General features: G+C 69.6%; 11 protein-coding genes, 1 rRNA gene and 1 riboswitch. Of the genes, 11 read left to right on the top strand and 1 reads right to left on the bottom strand.

The genetic code is table 11. From position 1 onward, the window contains the following. The 11 genes from rrf to ABZU99_RS28080 form a co-directional block, all read left to right on the top strand. Window positions 1-93 (top strand): 5S ribosomal RNA (gene rrf, locus ABZU99_RS28130); the annotation flags it as partial. A gap of 162 nt (window positions 94-255) precedes the next feature. After that, window positions 256-864 carry a CDP-alcohol phosphatidyltransferase family protein gene (locus ABZU99_RS28125; protein WP_356047352.1) on the top strand — a complete coding sequence of 203 codons (609 nt, stop codon included), beginning with the start codon at window positions 256-258 and terminating at the stop codon, window positions 862-864. Between the two features lie 110 nt (window positions 865-974). Further along, a complete protein-coding gene (locus tag ABZU99_RS28120) occupies window positions 975-3,470 on the top strand; it encodes a mannose-1-phosphate guanyltransferase (protein ID WP_355951688.1) in 2,496 nt (831 codons plus the stop codon). Between the two features lie 117 nt (window positions 3,471-3,587). After that, window positions 3,588-4,514, top strand: coding sequence for a DUF881 domain-containing protein (locus ABZU99_RS28115; protein ID WP_355951691.1), 927 nt, complete (start codon window positions 3,588-3,590; stop codon window positions 4,512-4,514). Beyond that, window positions 4,511-4,843, top strand: coding sequence for a small basic family protein (locus tag ABZU99_RS28110; protein ID WP_014058688.1), 333 nt, complete (start codon window positions 4,511-4,513; stop codon window positions 4,841-4,843). Before ABZU99_RS28115 ends, ABZU99_RS28110 begins: the two co-directional genes overlap by 4 nt. A gap of 881 nt (window positions 4,844-5,724) precedes the next feature. Then, window positions 5,725-6,546, top strand: coding sequence for a DUF881 domain-containing protein (locus ABZU99_RS28105; RefSeq protein ID WP_355951899.1), 822 nt, complete (start codon window positions 5,725-5,727; stop codon window positions 6,544-6,546). A gap of 133 nt (window positions 6,547-6,679) precedes the next feature. Beyond that, on the top strand, window positions 6,680-7,531 hold the full coding sequence (locus ABZU99_RS28100; RefSeq protein ID WP_355951693.1) for an FHA domain-containing protein: 852 nt from the start codon (window positions 6,680-6,682) through the stop codon (window positions 7,529-7,531). A 17-nt stretch (window positions 7,532-7,548) separates the two neighbouring features. Next, window positions 7,549-8,301 (top strand): MerR family transcriptional regulator, encoded by a 753-nt coding sequence (locus tag ABZU99_RS28095; RefSeq protein ID WP_356047348.1) that lies wholly within the window; start codon window positions 7,549-7,551, stop codon window positions 8,299-8,301. A gap of 52 nt (window positions 8,302-8,353) precedes the next feature. After that, window positions 8,354-8,827 carry a bifunctional nuclease family protein gene (locus ABZU99_RS28090; RefSeq protein WP_014058684.1) on the top strand — a complete coding sequence of 158 codons (474 nt, stop codon included), beginning with the start codon at window positions 8,354-8,356 and terminating at the stop codon, window positions 8,825-8,827. A 207-nt stretch (window positions 8,828-9,034) separates the two neighbouring features. Beyond that, on the top strand, window positions 9,035-9,661 hold the full coding sequence (locus tag ABZU99_RS28085; protein WP_356047346.1) for a MerR family transcriptional regulator: 627 nt from the start codon (window positions 9,035-9,037) through the stop codon (window positions 9,659-9,661). 97 nt (window positions 9,662-9,758) lie between these two features. Further along, window positions 9,759-11,168, top strand: coding sequence for a DNA polymerase IV (locus ABZU99_RS28080; RefSeq protein ID WP_356047344.1), 1,410 nt, complete (start codon window positions 9,759-9,761; stop codon window positions 11,166-11,168). Here ABZU99_RS28080 and ABZU99_RS28075 read toward each other — a convergent pair. Beyond that, window positions 11,144-11,473, bottom strand: coding sequence for a PRC-barrel domain-containing protein (locus tag ABZU99_RS28075; RefSeq protein ID WP_355951703.1), 330 nt, complete (start codon window positions 11,471-11,473; stop codon window positions 11,144-11,146). The genes ABZU99_RS28080 and ABZU99_RS28075 overlap by 25 nt on opposite strands. 112 nt (window positions 11,474-11,585) lie before the next feature. Continuing rightward, a riboswitch (glycine riboswitch) is annotated at window positions 11,586-11,683 on the top strand. The last annotated feature ends 174 nt before the right edge of the window (window positions 11,684-11,857 follow it).

Here is an 11,857-nt window from a genome sequence, read left to right as displayed (position 1 = left end):
ACGCCCGGTTACATTTCGAACCCGGAAGCTAAGCCTTTCAGCGCCGATGGTACTGCAGGGGGGACCCTGTGGGAGAGTAGGACGCCGCCGAACAATTTGTGTAAAGACCCCGAAGGGAACACTCCCTTCGGGGTCTTTTTGTCGTTATCGGAGCCTTTTCGTTGTTATATGCCCTTGGCCCCGGTGCGGGGCCCAGGTGGCGGTACCGGTAGAGTCAGGGAGCATCATCGGCCTGTTCTCACAGGAGGCTCCCGGGTGGAGGTACAGGAGACACGGGTCCAGACGGACCGTGTGCTCACCATCCCGAACATCCTCAGCGCGGCGCGCCTCGTCGGCGTGCCGCTTTTCCTGTGGCTGATCCTCCGGCCCGAGTTCGGCGGGCCCAAGAGCGATGGCTGGGCGCTGCTGGTGCTGGCGGTCAGCGGTGTGAGCGACTACCTCGACGGCAAGCTGGCCCGGCGCTGGAATCAGATCAGCAGCCTTGGCCGGATCCTCGACCCGGCCGCCGACCGGCTCTACATTCTGTCTACACTCGTCGGCCTCACCTGGCGCGAGATCCTGCCCCTCTGGCTGCCCGCGGTACTCCTCGCGCGGGAACTGGTGCTGCTGGTGATGGTCTGGATCCTCCGCCGCCATGGCTATCCACCGCCCCAGGTGAACTTCCTCGGGAAGGCTGCCACCTTCAACCTCATGTACGCCTTCCCCTTGCTCCTTCTGAGTGATGGAAGCGGCTGGCTTCACACGACCGCCGCTATTTTCGGATGGGCGTTCGCCGGATGGGGTACAACACTCTATTGGTGGGCAGGAGTCCTCTACGTGGTGCAAGTCCGCCGACTCGTCAAGGCGGACGCCACGGCCGACTGAGCTCGCCGTTGCGGCAACCTGTGAGGCCGGGTGCCCGTAGCGATATCTATGGGCCATCGGGCGCGCACGGTCGGCATGACCGTCGTCTCTTCAAGGAGGACGCTTCCGACATGAAGGCCGTCGTGATGGCCGGAGGCGAAGGAACTCGCCTGCGCCCGATGACCTCGACCATGCCCAAGCCGCTGCTGCCCGTGGCCAACAGGCCGATCATGGAGCATGTGCTGCGGCTGCTGAAGCGGCATGGACTGAGCGAGACCGTGGTGACCGTCCAGTTTCTCGCTTCCCTGGTCAAGAACTATTTCGGTGACGGCGAGGAGCTCGGCATGGAGCTCACGTACGCCAACGAGGAGAAGCCACTCGGCACCGCCGGCAGTGTCAAGAACGCGGAGGAGGCGCTCAAGGACGACACCTTTCTGGTGATCTCCGGCGACGCCCTGACCGATTTCGACCTCACCGATCTGATCAATTTCCATAAGGAAAAGGGAGGGCTGGTCACCGTATGCCTGACGCGCGTTCCCAATCCGCTTGAGTTCGGTATCACCATCGTCGACGAGGCGGGCCAGGTCGAGCGCTTCCTGGAGAAGCCCACCTGGGGCCAGGTCTTCTCCGACACCGTGAACACCGGCATCTATGTGATGGAGCCGGAAGTCTTCGACTATGTCGAGCCCGACGTTCCCGTCGACTGGTCCGGCGATGTCTTCCCGCAGCTCATGAAGGAGGGCAAGCCGATCTTCGGCTATGTCGCCGAGGGCTACTGGGAGGACGTCGGCACCCATGAGAGTTATGTGAAGGCCCAGGCCGACGTCCTGGAGGGCAAGGTCGACGTCGAGCTCGACGGATTCGAGATCTCGCCCGGCGTATGGGTCGCCGAAGGCGCGGATGTGGATCCGGACGCCGTACTCCGCGGCCCGCTCTACATCGGCGACTACGCCAAGGTGGAGGCCGGCGCCGAGATCCGCGAGCACACCGTCGTGGGCTCCAACGTCGTCGTGAAGAGCGGCGCCTTCCTCCACAAGGCGGTCGTCCACGACAACGTGTATGTCGGCCAGCAGAGCAATCTGCGCGGCTGCGTGATCGGCAAGAACACCGACATCATGCGTGCCGCCCGGATCGAGGACGGCGCGGTCATCGGCGACGAATGCCTGGTCGGCGAGGAATCGATCATCCAGGGCAATGTCCGCGTCTATCCCTTCAAGACCATCGAGGCGGGCGCGTTCGTCAATACGTCGGTGATCTGGGAGTCCCGGGGCCAGGCCCATCTGTTCGGGGCCCGCGGCGTCTCCGGGATCCTCAATGTGGAGATCACCCCGGAGCTCGCGGTGCGGCTGGCCGGGGCGTATGCGACGACGCTCAAAAAGGGCTCGACGGTCACCACGGCGCGCGACCACTCCCGTGGCGCGCGGGCCCTCAAGCGAGCGATGATCTCCGCCTTGCAGGCCAGCGCCATCGATGTGCGGGATCTGGAGAATGTGCCGCTTCCGGTGGCCCGGCAGCAGACCGCGCGGGGCAGCGCGGGCGGCATCATGATCCGTACGTCCCCCGGCGTCCCCGACTCCGTGGACATCATGTTCTTCGACGAGCGCGGCGCGGACCTGTCCGCGGGCGGCCAGCGCAAGCTGGACCGGGTGTATGCCCGCCAGGAGTACCGCCGGGCCTTCCCGGGGGAGATCGGTGACCTCAGCTTCCCGTCGAGCGTCTTCGACTCGTACACGGGCTCCCTGCTGCGGGCCGTGGACATCAGCGGGATCGCCGAGTCCGGTCTCAAGGTCGTCGTGGACGCCTCGAACGGAAGCGCCGGGCTCGTTCTGCCCAGCCTGCTGGGCCGGCTCGGCGTGGACGCGCTGACCATCAACCCCGGTCTGAACGAGTCGCGTCCGACCGAGACCGCCGACGCCCGCCGCTCGGGGCTCGCCCGGCTCGGTGAGATCGTCGCCTCGGCCCGCGCGGCCTTCGGCGTGCGGTTCGATCCGGTCGGCGAGCGGCTCTCGCTCGTGGATGAGCGGGGCCGCATCGTGGAGGACGACCGGGCGCTGCTGGTCATGCTGGATCTGGTGGCCGCGGAGCGGCGCAGCGGGCGGGTCGCGCTGCCGGTGACCACGACCCGTATCGCCGAGCAGGTCGCGGCATACCACGGCACCGAGGTGGAGTGGACGACGACCGCCGCGGACGACCTCACCCGGGTCGCCAGATCGGAATCGACCATCTTCGGCGGCGACGGCCGCGGTGGTTTCATCATCCCCGAGTTCAGCAGCGTCTTCGACGGTACGGCCGCCTTTGTACGGCTGATCGGCCTGGTGGCGCGCACCCAGCTGACCCTGAGTCAGATCGACGCCCGGATTCCGCGGGCGCACGTCCAGCGACGTGATCTGGCCACTCCGTGGGCGGTCAAGGGCCTCGTCATGCGGCATGTGGTGGAGGCCGCGGGCGACCGGTACGTCGACACCACCGACGGGGTGCGGGTCGTGGAGGCCGACGGCCGCTGGGTCATGGTGCTGCCCGACCCGGCCGAGGCGGTCACCCATCTGTGGGCGGAGGGTCCGGACGACGCGTCCGCGCAGGCTCTGCTCGACGAGTGGTCCGCGATCGTGGACAGCGCGGGGCGCTGATTTCACGGCCCTTCGGGCACATCCGAGGGCTTCGGGGCGCCGCCCCGAGGCCCTCGGATCCGGCACGCCGGTGGGGCCATTGGGTGACGGCGCTCACGACGTGCGACGATGTGCGGCATGTCGCAGCAGCCCCCCGTTCGGAGCACAGCATCGCCGAGTCCGCGCCCGCGCCTCGACGCGTCCATGTCGCTGCTGACCAATGTGATGGACCACAGTCTCGACGACGGGTACGCGGAGGCCGCCGCACGGCGCGGGGAGACCGGCCGCTCGGGTCTGCCGCGTACGCTGCGCGGCAGGCTGGTGCTGGCTGTCGGGCTGGTGATGGTGGCCGTCGTGGTCACCATCGGCGCCGCCGAGGCACGGATATCGGCGCCCACACTGGCCAAGGAGCGGGGAGAACTCATCGACCGCATCGAGTCGGGGAACTCGAAGGCGGATCAGATCGCCAAGAGCGTGGACGAGCTCCGCGGCGAGGTGGGGAACAAGCAGCGTCAGGCGCTGGAGAAGAACGGTGGCTCCAAGGCCGATCTGGTCGCGCTGCTCGCGGGGGCGAACGAGGTGACGGGCCCCGGTGTGAAGCTGGTGGTCAATGACGCCAAGCAGGCGGCGAGCAGCGGCGGGGGACCGCGTGAGAGCGCCGACTTCTCCGATACGGGGCGGGTGCGCGACCACGACATGCAGCGCGTCGTCAACGGCCTGTGGGAGTCGGGTGCCGAGGCCATCTCGATCAACGGACAGCGGCTGACCGCGCTGTCGGCGATCAGGGCCGCGGGAGACGCCATACTGGTCGACAACAAGCCGCTCGCACCGCCGTACACGGTGCTCGCGGTGGGGGACGGGCAGCGGCTGAGTACCGCTTTCCAGGACAGTGCCGACGGGCAGTACCTGCATGTCCTGCAGGAGAACTACGACATCCGCACGAGCATTTCCGCCCAGGACGCGGTCCGGCTTCCGGCCGCGCCGAGTCTGATCGTACGTACCGCAGAACCGATAGCCGGTGGCGCCGGCAAGGGTGGCGCCGACACAGGGAAGGGCACATCGTGATCGCCGTATTGGGCCTCATCGTGGGAGTCGTGGTCGGGCTTGTGGTCCGACCCGTGGTGCCGACGGTGGTCGAGCCCTATCTGCCGATCGCCGTCGTCGCGGCACTCGACGCCGTCTTCGGCGGCTTCCGGGCCATGCTGGACGGCATCTTCGATGACAAGGTCTTCGTCGTATCGTTTCTGTCCAATGTGGTGGTGGCCGCGCTGATCGTCTTCCTCGGGGACAAGCTCGGCGTCGGCGCCCAGCTGTCGACGGGAGTCGTGGTCGTGCTCGGTATCCGGATCTTCTCCAACGCCGCCGCGATCCGGCGCCATGTGTTCCGGGCGTGAGGCCGATGACGACCGACGAGACCCCTGAGAAGCCGGGGCGGCCCGAGGGGCCGCGCGAGCCCGAGCAGCCCGTGCAGCCCGAGCAGGCCGTGCAGCCCGAGCAGGCCGTGCAGCCCGAGCAGGTGCAGCGGGCGACCCCGGAGAAGCCGGTGGAGCCTGAGAAGCCGGTGGAGCCTGAGCGGTCCGGGGAGGAGACGCCATCGCGGCCGGAGCGGCCGGGGCCGTCTGAGCGGTCCGGTACCGCCGAGCGGTCTGGTACCGCCGAGCGGTCTGGTACCGCCGAGCGGCCCGGTAGTCCCGAGCGGTCCCGTACTGCCGAGTGGTCCGGTACTCCCGAGTGGTCCGGCACCGCCGAGCGGTCCGGTACTCCCGAGCGGTCCGGGGAGGAGACGCCACTGCGGCCGGAGCGGCCGGGGCCGTCTGAGCGGTCCGGTACCGCCGAGCGGTCCGGTAGTCCCGAGTGGTCTGGTACCGCCGAGCGGTCCGGTACCGCCGAGCGGTCCGGTACTCCCGAGTGGTCCGGCACCGCCGAGCCGTCCGGAGAGCCGCGTGAGCAGACGAAGCCGGAGCGACCGGCGACGCCGTGGCAGCCCTCGCTGCCCAAGCAGCCGGAGAAGCGCGCGCCGGCACCCGGGAAGTCCGAGGAGCAGCGCGGGGCACCGGTGCAGCGCAAGGCAGCCCCGCTGAAGCCGCCGGCGCCTCAGGCCACGCCCCCCAAGCCGGGCACGCTCAAGAGCCCGGCCCTCAGGCCCCCGCTGCCCCGGGTGACCCTGCCCCAGGCCCCGCCCGCCAAGGATGTCGCGCCGAAAACCGCCGCGCCCAAAATCGCCGCGCCCAAAACCGCCGCGCCCACGGCCGGTGTGCCGGGTGAGCGGCCGCGCGTGGCCGAGTCCGCGGGGGCCGGTGGCGGGCCGCGGAGCGGGACTGGGGAGCGTGCCGGGTTCTCGCCCGGGGACAAGCCCGAGAGCGCGGCCGAGGAGCCGCTGACCGGCCGCCAGCGGCTGGTGAAGGGCGTATGGCCGCCGCGGGTGACCCGCGCGCAGCTGATCGTCGCCGTGCTGCTTTTCGGCCTCGGTCTGGGCCTGGCCATCCAGGTGCGCTCGACCAACGAGAACAGCGTGCTGCGCGGCGCCCGCCAGGAGGATCTGGTACGGATCCTCGACGAGCTGGACGCCCGCACCCAGCGGCTGCAGGACGAGAAGCGCCGCTTGGAGAGCCAGCGGACCGAGTTGGAGAACAGCTCGGACCAGGCCGAGGAGGCCCGTAAGCAGACGCTCCAGAAAGAGCAGCAGCTGGGCGTGCTCGCGGGCACGGTCGGCGCCCAGGGACCGGGCATCACGATCACCATCAACGACGCTCATGGCTCGGTCGAGGCCGACATGCTGCTCGACGCGGTCCAGGAGCTGCGGGCGGCGGGCGCGGAGGCGATCCAGATCGGCAAGGTCCGGGTGGTCGCCAACACCTACTTTTCGGACAGCGGGGGTACGGTCGAAATCGATGGACGCAAAGTGGCGCCCCCGTACGTTGTCAAGGTGATCGGCAAGCCGGAGGATCTGGAGCCGGCGCTGAACATTCCGGGCGGAGTGGTGCAGAGCCTGGAGAAGGAGCAGGCCACTGTGTCCATCGTGCGGGAGAAGAAGATCGTTGTGGATGCCTTGCGATCGGCGAAGCGGCCTGACTACGCTCGGTCGTCATCACGGTGAGGCGGTTCGAGATGAGGGTCTCTCGGGGAGACCATGTGGATGCGGGGGGTCAACGCACCGGAAGAGTCGTGCGTGATGGAAACTGTCTGGTGGTCACGGACGTTGTGAGGATGTCCGGACCGTCTGCTGGTGTGTGCATCGAGGGTTTGTCCTGCCCCACGGGCGGGTCTGTTTCAGTCAAGGGGAATCGCCCGTGAAGTTGTTCGGGAAGTTGTTCGGCAAGAGTGCACGCCAGGACGGCGGGAGCAGCACCGCCCGTCATCGTGCCCCGCGTAGCGCGGAGGAGAGTGGAGGGGGGACGGAGGAGCGTCCGCTCTTCCGGGACCAGGTCGGCGCGCAGGGCGGCGACATTTCGGGTGGCCAGGGCGCGTCTTCTGTTGACCCTTCGGCGGCCGGACGCATAGGTTTCGAGGAACCATCGACTTCTAGTGGTGGAGGGTTCGGCTTGCCTGTTTGCAATAGGTGCGGGCACCGGAACGCCGAGGCCAGCCGGTTCTGTTCCAACTGTGGCGCGCCGCTGCGGGGCGGAGCGCCCTCCGAGCGCGCCTCGGAAACCACCTCGACCATCTCGATCTCCGGCATCGAGGCGTACGACTCCGAGGTGACCGGGCAGACGCAGCTGCCCTCGCTCAGCCCGGAGGCCCAGGCCGCCGTCGAGGCGCTGCCTCTCGGGTCGGCGCTGCTGGTGGTCCGCCGCGGGCCGAACTCGGGCAGCCGCTTCCTGCTGGACAGTGACATCACCACGGCCGGCCGTCATCCGCAGAGCGACATCTTCCTGGACGATGTGACGGTCTCCCGCCGCCATGTGGAGTTCCAGCGCGGTCAGGACGGCAACTTCACCGTCCTGGACGTCGGCAGCCTCAACGGGACGTATGTCAACCGGGAGCAGATTGACGCGCCGGTGGTGCTGGCCAGCGGCGACGAGGTGCAGATCGGTAAGTACCGGCTGGTCTTCTACCCGAGCCAGCGGGGCGTCGGCATCTGACCCGTCAGGGGAGGTCCATGCTTCAGACACCGTCGGGCGGTGCCGATACCGGCACCGCCCCCGCGGGCGGCCGGTCGATGTCCATCGGCACCGTGCTGAATGTGCTGCGGGACGAGTTCCCCGAGGTCACCATCTCCAAGATCCGTTTCTTGGAGTCGGAAGGTCTGGTGGAGCCGAGGCGCACCCCGTCCGGCTACCGCAAATTCAGTCAGGAGGATGTGGAGCGGCTCGGCCACATCCTCCGGATGCAGCGTGACCACTACCTGCCGCTCAAGGTGATCCGGGAGCATTTGGAGGCCCTGGCGCGCGGGGAGACGCCGCAGCTGCCCGCCGTTGCCCAGGGGGCGGGGCAGCGTGAGCTGACGGACGGTGGCGCGGGGACCGTCCCGGACGGCCCGACGGCCGCCCGGGTGGGCCGCGCCGAGCTCCTGGCGACGGCCGAGGTCAGCGAGGCCGAGCTGGCCGAATGGGAGTCGTACGGGCTGATCGTTCCGGCCGAGGACGGCGGGTACGGCATCGAGGCGGTGACCGTCGCCCGGCTCCTCGCCGAGCTGGGCCGTTTCGGTCTGGAGTCACGCCATTTGCGAATCATGAAAGCGGCGGCCGAGCGCGAGGCGGGGCTGGTCGAGCAGGTGGTCGCTCCGCTGCGGTTGCATAGAAACCCGCAGACCAGAGCGCATGCGGAAGCCAATGCGCGGGAGCTCGCCACGCTCTCCGTACGGCTGCACGCGGCTCTCGTGCAGTCCGCTCTGCGGGTCCGGACGACCTGACCGATCGGGCCCCGACTATCCAAACCGGGCGGGCACGTCCTAGGGTTGCTGTGTGAATGAGCTCGACGTCGTGGGTGTCCGGGTGGAAATGCCCTCCAACCAACCGATCGTGCTCCTGCGTGAAGTGGGAGGCGACCGCTACCTCCCCATCTGGATCGGACCAGGGGAGGCGACCGCGATCGCCTTCGCCCAGCAGGGCATGGCTCCGGCGCGCCCGCTGACCCACGACCTATTCAAGGACGTACTCGAGGCGGTCGGCCAGCAGCTCACGGAGGTCCGGATCACGGACCTGCGGGAAGGGGTCTTCTACGCCGAGCTGGTCTTCGCCAGCGGCGTGGAGGTCAGTGCGAGGCCGTCCGACGCCATAGCGCTCGCGCTGCGCACCGGCACGCCGATCTACGGCAGTGACGGGGTGCTGGACGACGCGGGTATCGCGATCCCGGACGAGCAGGAGGACGAGGTGGAGAAGTTCCGCGAGTTCCTCGACCAGATCTCGCCCGAGGACTTCGGCACCAGCAGCCAGTGACTTCCGCCTGCGGATGTCGGCGAACCGGTCCGTGCGTGAGCGGTCTGCCCTTACCTCGCCAGCGCATTCGAGTAGCCTTTCCCGGAAGAGGGATACGGGAAACCACCCTTAGGGTGATTATCACTCGGCGTGCCGAGTGTGGCGATCGTTGACGCACCCCGGGTGACTGCCTACCTTCAAGAAGGCAGGTCGAGGACGGAGGTCGGCGTGAGAAGCACCGGCGACGGCACGGCGGCCGGCGGTCCGTATACGCTCCCAGGGAGCGCACCGGCCGATCCGGCACTGAAGGCTCGGGTCGCGGCACAGGCCGCGCCCCCGCGTGAGCCCCCCGCGGGGGGGACGGAGCGGGTCGGCTACCGCGGACCCACCGCTTGCGCGGCCGCGGGGATCACCTACCGCCAACTGGACTACTGGGCCCGTACGGGCCTGGTGGAGCCGAGCGTACGGCCCGCGTACGGCTCGGGCAGCCAGCGGCTCTACAGCTTCCGGGACGTCGTCGTCCTGAAGATCGTCAAGCGGCTGCTGGACACGGGCGTGTCCCTGCAGAACATCCGGGCGGCCGTCCAGCACCTGCGCGCCCGCGGGCTGGACGACCTCGCCCAGATGACGCTGATGAGCGATGGTGCGACCGTCTACGAGTGCACCTCGCCCGACGAGGTCGTGGACCTCCTCCAGGGCGGCCAGGGCGTTTTCGGGATCGCCGTGGGCGTGGTGTGGCGGGATGTCGAGAGCGCGCTGTCCCAGCTGCACGGCGAGCGGGTGGACACCGGCGAGACGCTCGTCGGCCACAACCCCGCCGACGAACTCGCGGCCCGCCGCAACCGGGCAGGCTGACTGCCCGGGGCCCCACTGAGGCACCTCCCAGCGGTAGCCGGGGGCGAGCCGCCATTCGAGTCTCCCCCTGTCAGTGGCATACGGCAGCATCGGTGGTGTGAGGGGTGCGCCGACGATTCTGCATCTGGACATGGACGCCTTCTTCGCCGCGGCGGAGCAGGCGGCCAAGCCCAGCCTGCGCGGCAAGCCGGTGATCGTGGGCGGCCTCGGGCCGCGTGGCGTCGTCGCCACCGCCTCGTACGAGGCGCGGGTGTTCGGGGTCCACTCGGCCATGGCGATGGCCCAGGCGCGCAGGCTGTGTCCACACGCGGCGTATCTCACCCCCCGCTTCCCTCTCTACCGCCAGGTGAGCGATGTGGTCATGGCCTTGCTGCACTCCCTGTCGCCGCTGGTGGAGCCGCTGAGTCTGGACGAGGCGTTCGTGGATCTGGAGGCGGGCGGCACCGAGGCCGGCGTGCGGGCGGCGCGCGCCGTGGGGGAGCGGCTGCGGGAAGACATCCGGGCGGCGACCGGGCTGAGCGGCTCGGTGGGGCTCGCCGGGTCCAAGATGCTCGCCAAGATCGCCTCGGAGCGGGCCAAGCCCGACGGTCTCGTGGTCATCGAGCCGGGGACGGAGCGGGAGCTGCTCGACCCGCTGTCGGTGCGCACGCTTCCGGGAGTCGGACCCGCCACGGCGGAGGCGCTGCGCCGGGCCGGGATCCACACGGTGGCCGAGACCCGGGAGGCGGGAGAGGCGGAGCTGGTGCGGTTGCTGGGGCGGGCCCACGGGACGTCGCTGCATCTGATGGCCAACGGCCGGGACGAGCGGCCGGTGGTCGCCGAGCGGGACGCCAAGTCGGTGTCGGTGGAGGACACCTTCGACGTCGACCTGACCGACCGGACCCGGGTGCAGCTCGAGGTCGCGCGGCTGGCCGACCGCTGTGTCCAGCGGCTGCGCGCGGCGGGCCGCTCGGGGCGCACGGTCGTCCTCAAGGTGCGGCGGTACGACTTCTCGACGCTGACCCGCTCGGAGACCCTGCGCGGGCCCACGGACGATCCGGGGGTGGTGCGGGAGGCCGCTGCGCGGTTGCTCGAGGGCGTGGACACCACAGTGGGGGTGCGGCTGCTGGGGGTGGGCGTGAGCGGTCTCGCGGACTTCACCCAGGAGGATCTGTTCGCCCAGGCCGCCCAGGCCGCCCTGGAGGAGGCGGAGCGGGGGCCGGACGCCGAGACGCCCGAGCCCGGGGGCGCGGGGCCGCAGGAGGCCGCTGACGGAGCGGGGAGGCCGCGGCGCTGGCTGCCGGGCTCCGATGTCCGGCATGCGGAGTTCGGGGCGGGGTGGGTGCAGGGCAGCGGGGTGGGCCGGGTGACCGTGCGGTTCGAGGAGCCCTGGTCCGAGCCGGGGCGGGTGCGCACCTTCGCCGTCGACGACCCGGCGCTGGAGCCGGCCGAGCCGCTGCCGCTGGTGCGGCCCGTGGAGGGGGAGGAAGCTGTCGGCGGGGGTCAGCCGGTCACATCGAGCCCGTAGTGGCGGTACAGCTGCAGCTCCTGCTCGGGGGAGAGATGGCGACCCACCCCGAAGTCCGGGGCGTCCTTGATCAGCGCCCGGTCGTACGGCACTCGGAGCGTGTCGCCGACGACCTCGCTCGGTTCGAGCGGTACGAAGACGTCCCGGCTGAACAGCCCGGTGCGTACCGCCGCCCACTCGGGGTCGCCGGTGGCGTCGTCGAGATAGACCTCGTCCACGGTGCCGATCTTGGCGCCCTCGCGGTCGAATGCCTTGCGGCCGATCAGGGTCCGCGGGTCGATATCGGTCTGCACGCTCTCTCCCACAGGGTGGCGATCTCCAGTGATACCTACAAAAAGCCACATCGCCGTGCCCGGCCACTCGAGCGGTCGCGACCGGCCCGCGCGACAGATGCGCTGGTACGCTGACTGTGGCTGCAGACCCCGTGCGGGAGAGTCCTCCGACGACGATATCGGAGGCGCCGAAGGAGCAAATCCTCCCCGGAATCTCTCAGGCACACGTACCGTGCGGGCGAGGTCACTCTGGAAAGCAGGGTGGGCCACGGGCGAGTACGGCTCCGGAACCCCTCCTCACCGACGGTGAAAGCCGGTTCGCGGTACGGGGACCGGTGAAGCTCTCAGGTTGAGATGACAGAGGGGGAGGCCGTCCGGGCACCCGCGCCGCGGTGCCCCTCGCCGGTCGTTACAGAC

The sequence above is a fragment of the Streptomyces sp. NPDC005266 genome (assembly GCF_040607655.1).
GTDB lineage: Bacteria > Actinomycetota > Actinomycetes > Streptomycetales > Streptomycetaceae > Streptomyces.
This window is presented reverse-complemented; position numbering and strand designations above follow the sequence as displayed.

Excerpts from the sequence above, each read along its gene's own strand:
- ABZU99_RS28120 (WP_355951688.1), top strand. The coding sequence starts at position 975 with ATGAAGGCCGTCGTGATGGCCGGAGGCGAAGGAACTCGCCTGCGCCCG.
- ABZU99_RS28115 (WP_355951691.1), top strand. The coding sequence starts at position 3,588 with ATGTCGCAGCAGCCCCCCGTTCGGAGCACAGCATCGCCGAGTCCGCGC.
- ABZU99_RS28095 (WP_356047348.1), top strand. The coding sequence starts at position 7,549 with ATGCTTCAGACACCGTCGGGCGGTGCCGATACCGGCACCGCCCCCGCG.